Source organism: Aminobacter sp. P4_H6_2 (assembly GCF_056400805.1).
The window spans coordinates 1-15,136 of the sequence record NZ_JBFUKO010000077.1; the positions used below are offsets into that span (position 1 = coordinate 1).

The window sequence follows — 15,136 nt, forward strand, 5'->3', positions numbered from 1 at the left end:
CGTCGATCCTGATGTCGCCGGCCTGGACCAGGACGGCCAGGCGGCATTCGCCAAGGGCATGGTTTCAGCACTCGAAAAGGAAGGCGTTGCCTTCGACATCGGCGCTTACCGCGACGCACCTCCCGGTCTGCGCATCTGGGCCGGTGCCACCGTCGAGACCTCGGACCTTGTTGCCCTGATGCCATGGCTCGACTGGGCCTTCGCCAATCAGAAGGCAGCGCTCAAGGCTGCGGCCTGACCTGACCTGCGGCGGCCTCCGGGCCGCCCTTTCCCCGAACAGTTTGATCACTCTTCAAGGAGGCAGCTATGGCGCCCCGCGTTCTCGTATCCGACAAACTCTCCACCACCGCCGTCCAGATCTTCAAGGATCGTGGCGTCGAGGTCGACTATCTGCCCGACCTCGGCAAGGACAAGGAAAAGCTGCTCGAAGTCATCGGCCAGTATGACGGCCTTGCCATCCGCTCGGCGACCAAGGTCACCGAAAAGCTGATCGCGGCTGCGACCAACCTCAAGGTCATCGGTCGTGCCGGCATCGGCGTCGACAATGTCGACATTCCCGCCGCCTCGCGGCGCGGTATCATCGTCATGAACACGCCCTTCGGCAATTCGATCACCACCGCCGAGCACGCGATTGCGCTGATGTTTGCCGTTGCCCGCCAGCTTCCTGAGGCCAACGCCTCGACGCATGCCGGCAAGTGGGAAAAGAACCGCTTCATGGGCGTCGAGATCACCGGCAAGACGCTCGGCCTGATCGGCTGCGGCAACATCGGTTCGATCGTCGCCACCCGCGCGGTCGGCCTCAAGATGCATGTCGTCGCTTTCGATCCGTTCCTCTCCGAGCATCGCGCCGAGGAACTGGGCGTCGAGAAGGTTGAGCTCGACGAGTTGTTCGCCCGCGCCGACTTCATCACGCTGCATACGCCGCTGACCGACAAGACGCGCAACATCATCAATGCCGAGGCCATCGCCAAGATGAAATCAGGCGTGCGCATCATCAACTGCGCCCGTGGTGGTCTCATCGTCGAGAAGGACCTCATCGCCGGTTTGAAGAGCGGCAAGGTGGCCGGTGCCGGCATCGACGTGTTCGAGGTCGAGCCAGCCGAGAGCAACGAGCTGTTTGGCATGGACAACGTCGTGTGCACGCCGCATCTCGGCGCCTCGACTTCGGAAGCGCAAGAAAACGTCGCCCTTCAGGTCGCCGAGCAGATGGCCGACTATCTGGTCAAGGGCGCGGTCTCCAACGCCATCAACATGCCCTCGATCACCGCCGAGGAAGCGCCGCGGCTCAAGCCGTTCGTCAAGCTCGCCGAAGTGCTCGGCGCCTTTGTCGGCCAGGTAACGGAAGACCCGATCACCGAGGTCGAGATTTTGTTCGACGGCCAGATCGCGCAGATGAACACCAGGGCGCTGATCAGTGCTGCCCTTGCCGGCCTGATCCGGCCGCAGGTCTCCGACGTCAACATGGTGTCGGCGCCGATCATGGTGAAGGAGCGCGGCATCATCGTTGCCGAGGTCAAGCGCGACAAGTCGGGTGTCTTCGACGGCTACATCAAGCTGACGGTCAAGACCGAGCACATGACGCGCTCGATCGCCGGCACCTGCTTCTCCGACGGCAAGCCGCGCTTCATCCAGATCAAGGGCATCAATCTCGACGCCGAGGTCGGCCAGCACATGCTCTACACCACCAATGCCGACGCGCCGGGCATCATCGGCCTGCTTGGTACTGTGTGCGGCGAAAACGGCGTCAACATCGCCAACTTCCAGCTCGGTCGCGACCGGCCGGGCGGCGATGCCATCGCACTGCTTTATCTCGACGCGCCCTTCCCCGAAGACGTGCTCGCCAAGGTACGCGACCATAAGTCCATCGACTCGGCCAGGCGCCTGCAGTTCGACATCAACGGGTTCTAAGAACCGCCTCCCAAGGCTGAAGGGCGCGGACTTGTTCCGCGCCTTTTTCTTTGGAGAACACTCTTCAAGCGTCCGGCCCGCTCCAGCCTGGGAGGTAGCTTGCCTCCGCTTGCCTGCCCAGTTGCAAGGCCTGCTGCGATGCCTTGTCGAAATTGTCATTGAGAAGCGCCACGGGAACCCGCCGACGGAAGAAGTCGGCCCACAGGAACTCTGCGAAGGGCGTGGTGTCCTTGGCATAGCCACCCAGCCGCCTGACCTCGCCAGCGAGGCTGCGATAGGGGTCGTCGATGAGCTTGTCGACTGACTTCGGGATATCGGCATAAGCCCGCCTTTTGCCCGATGCATCGAAAGGATGCATCCAGGCGCGGTTATCGAGCACGACCCAAAACGCCTCCTTGTCGAGCCGCGAGAGGTCGCTGATGACGTTGACAAAAACCTCCCGCAGCCCCTCCTCGTACAAGGCTCGCGCAAGATGATGATGGTCGACGATGTGGTAGCGACCTTTCGGTCCAAAAACCACGGGAATGAAGTGATGGCCGAGGAAGGCACCAGCCTTGGCTGATGGCAGCGCGCGCAATGCGCTCCGCTTCACCGCCACTTCGCGCAGACCGACCGTCATCTGGGTGGGGCGCAGATCATCGACCAGAACCGGCTGTAGCGTCGGTTTGGTTTCGTTTGCCATGTCAGTTGCTCCCTTTGACCGGTGCAGCCTCCGTGCCGAGTGCTGCTATCGCGTTGTCGACGCTGCGGAAAATCCGGTTCGGGCCCAAAGCTGCGGTTATGCCGAAACGCGCAAGCGCGGATTGCGCCCGTACCGATTCCAGCCGGGCGATGGAGAAGGTCAGGCCGACATCGTGGCAAAAGGCGATCACGTCGGACAGTGCGGCTGCTGCGGTGTAGTCGATGTCGGTGACGTTGTTTGCTTCCAACACGACGTGTTCCAGCGACCCGGGTCGCGTCGAGACCATCGCCTCGATGCCACGTTTGAAGCGTTCGGCATTGACGAAGGACAGCGGCGCCTGGAACGCAACGACCAGCACGCCGTCGATGCGCTCGCCCTCGCTGCCATCCGCCGGCGGCCACCAGATCGAGGTGCCGGGCACACGCTCGAATTCGATCGCCCGAGCCTGGGTCATGCCCCATAGGCCATGCAGCAGCGACAGGCCGATACCGGTGGCCACGCCGATCTCGATGGGCAAGGCAACGATAGCGAGAGCGGTGATGACAATGAGCGCGAACTCCACCGGCGCCTGGCGGAAGGTCGAGACGAAGGTCGGCCAGCGCAGGATGCGCAGCGCGATGAACATCAGGATGCCGGCCAGTGTCGCCTGGGGCACGTTGGTGAGCAATTTTGTGCCAAACAACTGCAACAGCAGGACGATGGCAGCAGCGAACAGTCCGGCCAGCTGCGAGCGTCCGCCGGTTTCGGCAACGATGGCGGTGCGTGGCGGGCTGGAATTGACAGGAAAGGCTCCGAACAGGCCGGCCACCAGACTGCCGGCGCCGATGCCGACGAAATCGCGGTTCACGTCCGGCCCCACACCCTCCCTGCCGGCGAATGAACGCGTGGTGGCGGCCGTCTGCACCATGATGACCAGCGAGATCAGCAGGGCCATCGGCACCAGAGTGCGCATATCCTCAAGTGCCACGCTGGGTATCGCAAGCTTGGGCAGGGCGTCGGGCAAAACGCCCAAAACGGCAACACCATGTTGCTGAAGGCCAAACAGGGTCACAGCCAACGTCGCCAGTGCCAACGCGATCAGCGCGCCCGGGATGCGGGGACTGATGCGCTCGCCGACAAACACCATAAGGAACACGCCGACACCAAGCGCCAGGCTGAGCAGATTGACTTGGCCGAGAGCTGCGTAGACCGCTGCCAGCCTGTGAAAGACATCGCCGCTGCCGGATGGCAGACCAAGCAGTTCGGGCAATTGCGAAATGATGATGTGGATCGAGATGCCGGCCAGGAAACCGGCGGTGACCGGCACGGACAACAGGTCGGCGATCCAGCCGAGCCGCAGCAGTCCGCCGGCAATGACAATCGCCCCAACCATCAGCGCCAGCATGGCGGCAAGGCTGGCATATTGCGGCGAGCCTGACGTCGCGACCAGCGCCAGTCCGCCGGCGAAGATCGGGGTAATCGTGGAGTCCGCACCCGCCGAGAGGTAGCGGCTGCCACCGAAAGCGGCGAATGCCACAGCGCCGGCGATGAAGGCGAAAAAGCCGATCTCGGGCGAGAATTCGCCAAGCCGCGCGGTCGCCATCTGCTCGGGAATGGCGATGGCCGCAAGCGTCAATCCCGCGGCCATGTCGCCGCCAAGATCTGCTCGGCTCCAGCCTTGCAGGGCGYCGAAGAGAACACGCGGCCTTGCATGCAACAGCCCCGTTCGCAAACCTCGCATGCGCGCCTCGCCCATATTCGCACCCGCCGCCAATGCCTTTCAGCGGCGGCCTATTTCAACGCTGGGTGTCGGCCTCGCGTTCCCGTCAAGGTTGCGCCATCTTGCGCCCACTGTGCTCCGCAAGCCAGATGCCGCCGAGCACAAGCACGATGGCCACTGCATGATAGGCCTGGAAGGCCTCGCCGATGATCATCACCGACAGCAGCGTTCCGAAAATCGGCACCATGTTGATGAACAGGCCCGCACGGTTTGCACCGATCAGCTCGACGCCCCTGATGTAGAAGATCTGCGCCAGGATCGACGGAAACAACACCATATAGACAGTGATCGCCCAACCCAGGGCGTCCGGAACGACCACGCGGCCTGTGACGATTTCCCAAACGACAAACGGGATCGAGGTGACGAAGGCGGCTGAAGTCATCACGATCATCAGGCTTAGCCAATGGATGTCGGGTTTGAAGCGCAGCGCCACCGTGTAGGCGCTGTAGACCAGCACCGCGATCAGCATCAGCGCGTCGCCGAAATTCATGTCGAGCGCCACCAGCGTCCTCAGGTCGCCATGGCCGGCCGTAAGCGCGATACCGGTGAGCGACAGCAGGAAGCCGATGATCTGGCCAAAAGTGACGCGCATGCGAAACAGGAGGAAATTGGCTGCGAAGATGACCATCGGCATGCCCGCCTGCTCGATGCTGGCGTTGATTGCCGAGGTGAAGTTCAGCGCCGAATAAAGTGCCGCGTTGAACGCCGTGAAGCCGAAACCGCCCAAAGCGACCAGCAACCAGATATGCTTGCGCACGACCGGCCAGTCATTCCGCAACTGAGGCCAGCCGATAGCGCCGAGGATTGCGGCGGCGAACGCCCAGCGCAACGACGTCAGCAACATCGGCGAAGCATGGCCGACAGCGAGCTTGCCCGCCACCGCGTTGCCGCCCCAAAACAGGGTGGTCAGCAACAGCAGGACATAGGCTTTTCGATTCATGCGACCGGACTTTCGCTGGCGACAGGTTACATGCCGGCCTAGGTGCTGGGTCCAGACAAGTAAATGCGCCGAAAGGTGGAATTTGTTGTGCCTCGGACGGCAAAGAAAGGTCGCACATCCAATTGCTTGGCGTTATAGAGGCCTGTCATTTTGCACTGTTCGCGGCCCGGCCCGCGATGTCGGAAGGAAAATATCATGGCCAATGTGGTGGTCGTCGGTTCCCAGTGGGGCGATGAAGGCAAGGGCAAGATCGTGGACTGGCTGTCGGAGCGCGCCGATGTGGTGGTGCGGTTCCAGGGCGGGCACAATGCCGGTCACACGCTGGTGGTCGACGGTGTGGTCTACAAGCTGTCGCTGCTGCCCTCCGGCGTTGTGCGCGAAGGCAAGCTGTCGATCATCGGCAATGGCGTGGTCTTCGACCCGCATGCCTTTGTCGCTGAACTGGCCAAAATCCGCGCCCAGGGCGTCGAAATCGGCCCGGATCGCCTGAAAATAGCCGAAAACACAGCGCTTATCCTGTCGCTGCACCGTGAGCTGGATGGTTTCCGCGAGGACGCCGCCTCCAATTCGGGGACGAAGATTGGCACGACTCGTCGCGGCATCGGCCCCGCCTATGAAGACAAGGTGGGCCGCCGCGCTGTTCGGGTGATGGATTTGGCGGATTTGGATACCCTGCCCCAGAAGGTCGACCGGTTGCTGACGCACCACAACGCGATGCGTCGCGGGCTCGGCCACCCCGAGGTGACGCACGAAGCCATCATGACCGAGCTGACATCGGTTGCCGGCGAGATCCTGCCTTACATGGACCGCGTCTGGAAGGTGCTGGACGACAAGCGCCGTGCCGGCGAGCGCATCCTTTTCGAAGGCGCGCAGGGCACGTTGCTCGACATCGACCACGGCACCTATCCCTTCGTGACCTCCTCCAACACGGTTGCCGGCCAGGCTGCTGCCGGTTCGGGCGTTGGTCCGGGCGCAATCAACTACGTGCTCGGCATCACCAAGGCCTACACGACGCGCGTCGGCGAAGGTCCATTCCCGACAGAGCAGCAGAACGAAGTCGGCGAGTTCCTCGGCACCCGCGGCCATGAGTTCGGCGTGGTGACCGGGCGCAAGCGCCGCTGCGGCTGGTTCGACGCCGTGCTGGTGCGCCAGGCTGTTGCCGTCAACGGCATCAAGGGCATCGCGCTGACCAAGCTCGACGTTCTCGACGGCCTCGAAGAGATCAAGGTCTGCACCGGCTACATGCTCGACGGCGAGCTGATCGACTATTTGCCGGCGAGCCAAGGCGCACAGGCCCGTGTCGAGCCGGTCTACGTGACGCTTGAAGGCTGGAAAGGCACCACAGCCGGCGCACGCAGCTGGAATGACTTGCCTGCCCAGGCAGTCAAGTATGTGCGCTACATCGAAGAACTGATCGGTGCGCCGGTGGCCATGCTTTCCACCAGCCCCGAGCGGGACGACACCATACTTGTGACCGACCCGTTTGAAGACTAGTTTTGGCTCCTTCCCGGCGGCTGATTTGCCGCCGGACGCGGCGCGGCCCAGAAGAAGAGATAGGTCGACGAGAGAATGGCAGACTTCGTAGCGGTTCTGAAGAAGACGCTGGATGGCATGGGCGACACCACGCCGGCGATGCGCGCGCGGGTTTACGACAAGGCCCGCAGCACCATCGCGGCCAAGCTCGCCGCCCTCAATCCGCAGCCGCCCGCAGCTGTCGCCGAACGCCAGACGAAATCGCTCGAGGACGCCATCGCGACCGTCGAAGCGGAATTCAGCGCAAAGCCGGTGGAAGACGATCCGCTGGCAGAGCTCGAAAACGTCTTTACGTCGATCGCTCGCAACAAGGACCAGCCGACCTATAGCCGTCCGCTGCCCGAGCCGGAAGTTCGCCGCCCGGTGACCCCGGCAGCGCCGCCGCCTGCCGCCGCCCCTATTCCGGGCCCCTCTGCCCCGGCATACGTACCGCAAGCGCGTGAGCCGCTGCCTGACTTTTCGGCAACAAGCCATGATCAGGACGAGGACGTAGCGGTAGCTGGCGACGACGACCGTGCGGCAGAAACTGCCAGCGATGACGTCGATCCGTTCCAGAACACCCGGCAGCGCCCGCGCAAGCGCATCAGCGGCGGCCTCATCGCCGCTGCCCTTGCGGTTGCGGTTGTCGGTGCCGGTGGCTATGGCCTGTGGGCGAACCGCGCCGCCTTTTCGGGTTCCAGCGCCGACAAGCCTGCCGAGACCGCACCGCCGGCAAGTGAAGCAGCAACGCCGCCGCCCGCCAATGGCGGCCAGGCAGCCCAGGCGCCGGCCAATGGCGAGCCGGGCAAGTTCACCCAGCGCATGACGGCCGATGGCAAGGAAGTCGATCCGGGTCCGGCAAGCGGCACCAACGGTGTCGGCGAAGGCACCTCCGTCGCCGCCCTTACCCAGCCGCCCCCCGCGACACCGCCGGCCACGCCCGAGCCCGCACCAGCAACGACCCCAGCAGCACCTGCCGGGGGTGGCGCGGCGACGACGACACCGCCTGCTGCAAACGCACAGGTGGCCGTCGGCCAGAAGGCGATCTTCTACGAAGAGCGCACCAATGTAGCGCAAGGCTCGGCTGAATCCGGCTCCGTGGTCTGGACAGTGGTGCAGGAATCGCCAGGCGGCGACCTGCCGCCGGAACCGGCGATCCGTGCCGAGGCGACCATTCCCGGCAAGGACATCCAGCTGCGCATGACGATCCGCCGCAACGCCGACAAGACGCTGCCGGCGAGCCATATCCTCGAGATGATCTTCCTGACGCCTGACGGCTTCGAGGGCGGCGGCATCGAAAACATCCTGYGGGTGGCGATGAAGAGCTCCGAGCAGGACGCCGGCAATTCGCTGCTTGGCATTCCGGCCAAGATCGCCGACGGTTTCTTCCTCGTCGCGCTCAACGACAACAAGCCCGAGGTYGACGCCAACCTGAATCTTTTGCGCCGCCAGGGCTGGATCGACGTTCCGGTGGTCTACAAATCCGGCCGCCGCGCGCTGTTCACCCTGGAAAAGGGTATTCCGGGCGACAGGGTGTTCGAAGAAGCGATGAAGGCCTGGCAGGCCAAGGCTGCGGGATAAGTCTCTCGCATCACACCAATGATCTGGCTGACGCGGACGAACGTCCGCGTCAGAAGCCTTGGAACAGCATGTCCAGGGCGTCGGTGATCTTGTCGTGACTGGCGAGCAGATTGGATCTCACCTCGCCAAGCCGCGCGACCGGTACGGTCGCAATCAGGTGGGTGAACATCACATAGTGTTTGCCGTCGATCACGAAGACCGGGTTGAGCCTGCGTACAAGGTTCAGTTTTTCGGTCTTGGGCAAAAGCGGCACTACGACCCGTGTCCTGAACCCGTCCAGCAAATCGGCTTGGACATCAAGTAGATAGCCGACGCCAGTCGGGCTCATAAAAATGTCGAACCGCGCCATCAGAACTGCCGGAACTCTTCCAGCGGTAGCCCGTGTTCCTCGACATATTTGTTCAGGCTTTCAATAGCGTCGCGATTCTCGATCTTCCAGCGCCGCGTCTTCTCGTCAGCCACAGCTCTCGCGATGCTTTCTTCGGCGAGGCGCGAGATGTTGATGTCAAGGCTCTTTGCATCTGCGACGAGCTGCGCATCGAGTGAAAGATTCGTAGGCTTTCGAACCACAGGATTAGCCAAGCGGGACATTGTCGCCCTCCATATCTATGCGCACAATATATGCGCATAGATATGGATATGCAACTGCTTGCCTACCCCTCGAGTTCTTCGCGCAGCATCTCCAGCTCGAACCATTCTTCTTCAAGCGCAGTCAGCGTCTCGCGTTCCTTGTCGAGGGCAGCGATGGTCTTCTGGAAGCCATGCGGGTCGCGCTCGTAGAAGGCCGGATCGGCGATCTGGTTTTCCAGCCGCGAGATCGAAGCTGTCACCGCTTCCATCTTCTTGGGCAGGTTTTCGAGCGCGAATTTCTGCTTGAACGACAGCTTCTTCGATGCTGCCTTCGGCGCTTCGGGCTCGCCGCGGCCACCTGACGCCTGGCCGTTGGCGGCTTTGCGCGATTTCCGGTCCTCAAGCTTGGTGCCGCCGCGCTGGGCCAGCATGTCGGCATAACCACCGGCATATTCGATCCAGCGGCCTTCGACGTCGGGCGCGATGATGCTGGTCACCGTACGGTCGAGGAAGTCGCGATCGTGGCTGACGAGGATGACGGTACCGGCAAAACCGGCGACCAGTTCCTGCAGCAATTCCAGCGTCTCCATGTCGAGATCGTTGGTCGGTTCGTCGAGCACCAGCAGATTGGCCGGGCGTGCCAGAACACGCGCCAGGATCAGCCGGGCGCGTTCGCCGCCCGAGAGCTCGCGCACCGGCGTGCGCGCCTGCTCCGGCTTGAACAGGAAGTCCTTCATGTAGGAGACGACGTGGCGCTGCTCGCCATTGATGACAAGGTTTTCGCCGCGCCCGTCGGTCAGGTAGCTCGACAGTGTCTCGTGCGGATCGACAGCCTCGCGCTTTTGGTCGAGGGTGGCGATCTCAAGATTAACGCCGAGCCGGATCGTGCCGGCGTCGGGCTCAAGCTCGCCGGTCAGCATCTTGAGCAGCGTCGTCTTGCCGGCGCCATTCGGCCCAACCAGGCCGACACGGTCGCCGCGCTGGATGCGGGTGGAAAAGTCCTTGACCACAACGAGGTCGCCGAAAGCCTTGTCGATGTTCTTGGCCTCGATGATCAGCTTGCCGGATTCGGCCGCCTCACTCGCCACCATCGTCGCCACGCCTTCGGCACCGCGATGGCCCCGGAAGCTCTGGCGCATCGTCTGCAGCTCACCGAGCCGGCGCATGTTTCGCTTGCGCCGCGCCGTCACGCCATAGCGCAGCCAGTGCTCTTCGCGCACGATCTGGCGGCCGAGCTTGTGTTGGTCGCGCTCTTCCTCCTCGAGAATCTGGTCGCGCCATTCCTCGAAATGGGCAAAGCCACGGTCGAGCCGGCGCGTCTGGCCGCGATCGAGCCAAACCGTGTTGCGGCTGACGCGCTCGAGAAAACGCCTGTCGTGCGAAATGACGATCAGCGCTGATGAGGTGCGGATCAGTTCTTCCTCCAGCCACTCGATAACGGCAAGGTCGAGATGGTTGGTCGGCTCGTCGAGCAGCATGATGTCGGGCTCGGGCGCCATGACGCGGGCAAGGGCGGCACGCCGCGCCTCGCCGCCCGACAGGTCGGCCGGAGACTCTTCGCCGGTGAGGCCAAGATGGTCGAGCAGATAGGTGGCGCGGTGCGGGTCATCTGCGGGTCCGAGACCAGCCTCGACATAGGCGCGCACCGAAGCGAAGCCATCCATGTCGGGCATCTGCGGCAGGTAGCGGATCGTCGCCGACGGCTGGCGGAACACCACGCCATCCTGCGGTTCGACCAGCCCGGCAGCGATCTTGAGCAGCGTCGACTTGCCCGACCCGTTGCGCCCGACCAAAGCGATCTTGTCGCCCGAAGCCGCCGACAKCGATGCGCCATCAAGCAGCGGCGTGCCACCGAAAGTCAGACGGATGCCGTCAAGATTGAGAAGCGGTGGCGCCATGTTCAGAATTCCAAGGCAGGAAAGGGATGGGCGAGAAGCAGCGCGCGGCCGCTACCGAGCGAAACACGCAAGGTGCCCCGCACTTCGTTGGAGAGTGTCAGCGATGAGCCGAACGGCACGTCGACGCCGTTGAGCGGCCATTTGGCGCCCTCTTCGGACAGGCCAGACAGTTCGGAAAAAGCAAGTACGGAAAACAACGTGCCGTCGTCATAGTCGAAGCTCATCGTGCCCGGCAAAAGCGGATGCGCCTCCTGGCGCCCGCTGGTCAGGATCACCTCGGTGCCAGCCTCGGCAAGCCGCAGCGCCAGAGCGAGGTGGAGAAAGGCATGGTCGGCGCGCGGGCCGCCGAAGGCACCGACGAGCACCAGCGAGGTCGCGCCGCGCTGGAGTGCCGCCGCGATAGCGAGTTCGCCGTCGGTCTTGTCCTTTTCCTCAGGAAACGTCTCGCGCGGCAGGTCGGCAAAGCGCGGATCGACGTCAGCCGGCACGGAATCGAAATCGCCGAGCCACAGCTCCGGCATCAGTTCCAGGGTGGTGGCGTGGCGAATGCCGGCATCGGCCGCGATAACACGGCTGCCCGCGACCTGACGGTCGACGAGCGGCGTGCGCAAAAGCTCGCCGCCAAGGAGTATGGTGAACCGGGTCATGGCAGCGCATTACCAGTCCGGCGGCCGAAACGGAAGGCCGCGACGTTGGTTCGTGGCCGGCAAACTACCGCTTGCGTGGCCTGCGGCACGGCCCTATTTGTTGAACCGCTCTAACGGGGTGCCTGACGTGTTCACACGCGTCGGCTGAGAGGCATGGGGAAATCCAGCCAACCCGCTGAACCTGATCCGGTTTGTACCGGCGGAGGGATTAGATGCTTCGGACGCCCGGCGCTTCAAATTCCCTTTCAACACCAATAAAGGAGGCGCGCCGATGCGCACGATCTTGCTGTCCTTGACCTCGGCCCTGGCGCTTGCCGCCGCAGCCTTTCCGGCCGCCGCCGAAGGCAAACTTACCGTCTACACCTATGAAAGCTTCACTTCGGAGTGGGGTCCCGGCCCGCAGGTCAAGAAGGCCTTCGAGGCCGAATGCGGCTGCGAAGTAGACTTCGTTTCGGTTGCTGATGGTGTGGCCCTGCTCAATCGTGTGAAACTCGAAGGCGCCTCGACCAAGGCCGACATCGTGCTCGGCCTCGACACCAACCTGACCGCCGAGGCCAAGGCGACCGGCCTGTTTACCCCGCATGGCGCTGCCGGCGAAGACGTCAAGGTTCCCGGCGACTGGAAGGACGACACTTTCGTGCCTTACGACTACGGCTACTTCGCCGTGGTCTACGACACCGAAAAGCTGAAGAACCCACCCAAGAGCCTGAAGGAACTGGTCGAGGGCGACCCCGAGCAGAAGATCGCGATCCAGGACCCGCGCACCTCAACGCCGGGCCTCGGCCTGCTGCTGTGGGTCAAGTCGGTCTATGGCGACAAGGCGCCGGAAGCCTGGGCCAAGCTCAAGGGTCGCGTTCTGACCGTGACGCCGAGCTGGAGCGAGGCCTACGGCCTGTTCACCAAGGGCGAGGCGCCGATGGTGCTGTCCTACACCACCTCGCCGGCCTACCACATGGTCGCGGACAAGTCTGAGCGCTACCAGGCGGCATCCTTCGAGGAAGGCCACTATCTCCAGATCGAAGTTGCCGGCATCACCACGACAGGCGCCAAGAATCCGCTGGCGGAAAAGTTCATGGCCTTCATGACGAGCCCGGGTTTCCAGGACGTGGTGCCCGAGACCAACTGGATGCTGCCTGCCGGCAAGACCGACAAGCCGCTCGACCCGGCCTTCGACAGGCTGGTGAAGCCGGCCAAGACGCTGCTGTTCAGCGCCGACGAGGTTGCTGCCAACCGCAAGGCCTGGGTTGATGAGTGGCTCAGCGTGATGAGCAAGTAAGTTCTATCGACCTGCGATGGCTGTGCTTGAACACCCCCCTCTGGCCTGCCGGCCATCTCCCCCTCAAGGGGGGAGATTGGCTGCGGCACTGCCTTCGCCAACGTTAGATGTTGTCGAAAGTAGAGGGGCGTTGAAGCTGCTGATCTCCCCCCTTGAGGGGGAGATGGCCGGCAGGCCAGAGGGGGGCGGGGCGGAGCGCAACCTTCCGCAGTTTGCCATCCGTCCGACCGGCTCAGCATGTCCATGAGCCGTCGCGACCACCGCATCACCGCTGGCATCGCAGCGCTCGCCGCCATCGGCGTGCTGATCGGCGGGGCGTTTGCCGGCCTTGGCATCGAAGCCCTGCGCAACCCTGAAGGTGCGGCCGCCGCCTTCGACGGTTATCTTTTCCGTGTCGCCCGCTTCACGCTGTGGCAGGCGCTGCTGTCGACGCTGCTATCGGTCGCTCCCGCGATCCTCGTAGCGCGCGCCTTGTCGCGGCACCCGCAATTTCCCGGCCGTGGGCTGATCCTGCGCCTGTTTGCCGTGCCGCTGGCACTGCCGGCCATCGTCGCAGCGCTTGGCATCCTGTCGCTCTATGGCCGCGCCGGCTATTTCGCCGAACCGCTCGTGGCGCTGACCGGCGGAACATGGCCCGGCATCTACGGCCTGTCGGGCATCCTCGTTGCCCATGTCTTCTTCAACCTGCCGCTGGCGACACGGCTGATCCTGGAAGCGCTGCAAACGGTGCCGACCGACCAGTGGCGGCTGGCGAGCCAGCTCGGCATGGGCTCGCGCGCAAGCTTCCGCCTCATCGAATGGCCGGCAATACGCGCGTCCCTGCCCGGCATCGCCGGGCTGGTGTTCATGCTGTGCATCACGTCTTTCACCATCGTGCTCACGCTCGGGGGCGGACCAGCTGCAACRACGCTGGAAGTGGCGATCTACCAGGCGCTGCGCTTCGACTTCGACCCCGCCCGCGCTGTCGCGCTCACCTTGCTGCAAATCGCGCTCACTGCCGTTGTGGTCTTCGCCTTGATGCGGCTAGGCGCCAACACGACCGGCGACGCCAACCTTCCGGTGGCACGTCGTAGCTACATCCAGGCAAAGGCAGGCGAGAAGGCGCTCAACGTCGCGGTGATCCTCATTGCCCTCCTCTTCGTTGGCGGGCCGATGCTGGCGACCGTCGCCTCCGGGCTCAAAGCCGACCTTGGCCGCCTCGCCGGCGAGGCATCGGTGCAGCGCGCGACGCTGACCAGTATCGTGCTGGCCACGCTGTCGGCAACGCTTGCCGCAGCACTTGCCCTGTCGCTGGTGATGGCACGCCGGGCAGTGRCCGGCAGCAGACGGGGTGACAAAAAATCGCTGCTCGAACGCTTCACCGATACAGGTGCTGGTTTCGTGCTGGTGGTGCCGCCGATCGTCATCGGCGCTGGCTGGTTCGTGCTGGTGCGGCAGACGGTCGACGTGTTTGCACTGGCGCCATTCATGGTCGTCACCGTCAATGCGGTCATGGCGATGCCGTTTGCCGTCCGCGCAGTCCGCCCTGCATACGATGCCGCGAGCGAACGCCACGAAAGGCTGTGCGCCCAGCTCGGCATATCAGGCTGGAGCAGGTTGCGGCTGATCGACTGGCCGGTGCTACGTCGCCCGCTGGCAACCGCCTTCGCTTTTGCCATGGCGCTGTCGCTCGGCGATCTCGGCGTGATTGCCCTGTTCGGCAGCGACGCGGTGCAGACCTTGCCTTATCTTCTGCTCGCCCGCATGGGCAGCTACCGCACCGACGATGCGGCTGGGCTGGCGCTGATGCTTGGGTTGTTGTGCCTTGCCTTGATGATGCTCGCCGACCGCCTCGGCAGGGAGACTTCGAAATGACCTCGACACGTGCGGCGGTGCGCCTCGACCAGGTGGTGTTCAGCTACAGCGACACCATGGTGCGCTTTGACGTCGACTTCGCGCCCGGCGAGATCACCGCGATCATGGGGCCGAGCGGTGCCGGCAAATCGACACTGCTCAATCTCGTTGCCGGCTTCGAGACGCCGCGTGAAGGCCGCGTTCTGATCGGCGGTGCGGATCTGACCTCGGCGCCCCCAGCCGAGCGGCCGGTGTCGATGGTGTTTCAGGAAAACAATCTGTTCGCCCATCTCGACGTTGCCAAGAATGTTGGTCTGGGGCGTTCGCCGGCGCTGCGGCTGAGCGCCACTGACAGGCAGGATATCGTGACAGCGCTCGCGCGCGTCGGCCTTGCCGGCATGGAAAACCGCCTGCCGCGTGAGCTGTCTGGCGGCGAACGCCAACGTGTCGCGCTCGCACGCGTCCTGGTGCGCGATCGCCCGATTCTCCTGCTGGATGAACCCTTTGCCTCGCTTGGACCAGCGTTGCGT

Annotated in this window: 13 protein-coding genes, 1 pseudogene and 1 riboswitch; of the genes and pseudogenes, 7 read left to right on the top strand and 7 right to left on the bottom strand. The window is 63.8% G+C overall.

Features of this window, described 5'->3' with window-relative positions; translation table 11 throughout:
* Together AC1DUU_RS08890 and serA are read left to right on the top strand one after the other, a co-directional pair.
* Positions 1–238 (top strand): annotated as a pseudogene (locus AC1DUU_RS08890) (phosphoserine transaminase); the annotation flags it as partial.
* Positions 239–306: 68 nt separating this feature from the next.
* Entirely contained in the window at positions 307–1,908 is a 1,602-nt protein-coding gene (gene serA / locus AC1DUU_RS08895) for a phosphoglycerate dehydrogenase (RefSeq protein ID WP_476783055.1), read from the top strand.
* Between the two features lie 64 nt (positions 1,909–1,972).
* Here serA and AC1DUU_RS08900 read toward each other — a convergent pair whose 3' ends face one another.
* The 3 genes from AC1DUU_RS08900 to AC1DUU_RS08910 form a co-directional block, all read right to left on the bottom strand.
* A complete protein-coding gene (locus AC1DUU_RS08900; protein ID WP_476783056.1) occupies positions 1,973–2,590 on the bottom strand; it encodes a ParB-like protein in 618 nt (205 codons plus the stop codon).
* Between the two features lies 1 nt (position 2,591).
* Positions 2,592–4,325, bottom strand: coding sequence for a SulP family inorganic anion transporter (locus AC1DUU_RS08905; protein ID WP_476783057.1), 1,734 nt, complete (start codon positions 4,323–4,325; stop codon positions 2,592–2,594).
* A gap of 70 nt (positions 4,326–4,395) precedes the next feature.
* The gene (locus tag AC1DUU_RS08910) at positions 4,396–5,289 is read right to left on the bottom strand and encodes a DMT family transporter (protein WP_476783058.1); all 894 of its coding nucleotides are present in this window, start codon (positions 5,287–5,289) and stop codon (positions 4,396–4,398) included.
* A gap of 195 nt (positions 5,290–5,484) precedes the next feature.
* Here AC1DUU_RS08910 and AC1DUU_RS08915 point away from each other — a divergent pair, with 195 nt between their 5' ends.
* Complete coding sequence (locus AC1DUU_RS08915) at positions 5,485–6,783, top strand: adenylosuccinate synthase (RefSeq protein ID WP_476783059.1); 1,299 nt, start codon at positions 5,485–5,487, stop codon at positions 6,781–6,783.
* A gap of 75 nt (positions 6,784–6,858) precedes the next feature.
* Positions 6,859–8,382 carry a hypothetical protein gene (locus AC1DUU_RS08920; RefSeq protein WP_476783060.1) on the top strand — a complete coding sequence of 508 codons (1,524 nt, stop codon included), beginning with the start codon at positions 6,859–6,861 and terminating at the stop codon, positions 8,380–8,382.
* A gap of 49 nt (positions 8,383–8,431) precedes the next feature.
* On the opposite strand, the gene AC1DUU_RS08925 is transcribed toward AC1DUU_RS08920, so the two are convergent.
* The 4 genes from AC1DUU_RS08925 to AC1DUU_RS08940 all read right to left on the bottom strand — a co-directional run bounded on the left by AC1DUU_RS08925 (position 8,432) and on the right by AC1DUU_RS08940 (position 11,497).
* Positions 8,432–8,731 (bottom strand): CcdB family protein, encoded by a 300-nt coding sequence (locus tag AC1DUU_RS08925; protein WP_476783061.1) that lies wholly within the window; start codon positions 8,729–8,731, stop codon positions 8,432–8,434.
* Positions 8,731–8,964: a type II toxin-antitoxin system CcdA family antitoxin gene (locus tag AC1DUU_RS08930; RefSeq protein ID WP_476783062.1), complete on the bottom strand. Its 234-nt coding sequence runs from the start codon at positions 8,962–8,964 to the stop codon at positions 8,731–8,733. Before AC1DUU_RS08930 ends, AC1DUU_RS08925 begins: the two co-directional genes overlap by 1 nt.
* A gap of 71 nt (positions 8,965–9,035) precedes the next feature.
* A complete protein-coding gene (locus tag AC1DUU_RS08935; protein ID WP_476783063.1) occupies positions 9,036–10,850 on the bottom strand; it encodes an ABC-F family ATP-binding cassette domain-containing protein in 1,815 nt (604 codons plus the stop codon).
* 2 nt (positions 10,851–10,852) lie between these two features.
* Positions 10,853–11,497: a thiamine diphosphokinase gene (locus AC1DUU_RS08940; protein WP_476783064.1), complete on the bottom strand. Its 645-nt coding sequence runs from the start codon at positions 11,495–11,497 to the stop codon at positions 10,853–10,855.
* A 104-nt stretch (positions 11,498–11,601) separates the two neighbouring features.
* Positions 11,602–11,722: riboswitch (TPP riboswitch) on the top strand.
* A 46-nt stretch (positions 11,723–11,768) separates the two neighbouring features.
* Between AC1DUU_RS08940 and thiB the strand changes: the two genes are divergently transcribed.
* The 3 genes from thiB to AC1DUU_RS08955 all read left to right on the top strand — a co-directional run.
* On the top strand, positions 11,769–12,773 hold the full coding sequence (thiB, locus tag AC1DUU_RS08945; protein ID WP_476783065.1) for a thiamine ABC transporter substrate binding subunit: 1,005 nt from the start codon (positions 11,769–11,771) through the stop codon (positions 12,771–12,773).
* Positions 12,774–13,010: 237 nt separating this feature from the next.
* Positions 13,011–14,627, top strand: a complete 1,617-nt coding sequence (gene thiP, locus AC1DUU_RS08950; protein ID WP_476783066.1) for a thiamine/thiamine pyrophosphate ABC transporter permease — start codon at positions 13,011–13,013, stop codon at positions 14,625–14,627.
* Positions 14,624–15,136 (top strand): thiamine ABC transporter ATP-binding protein (locus AC1DUU_RS08955; protein ID WP_476783067.1); only part of this gene is annotated, 513 nt, incomplete at its 3' end. The genes thiP and AC1DUU_RS08955, both read left to right, overlap by 4 nt.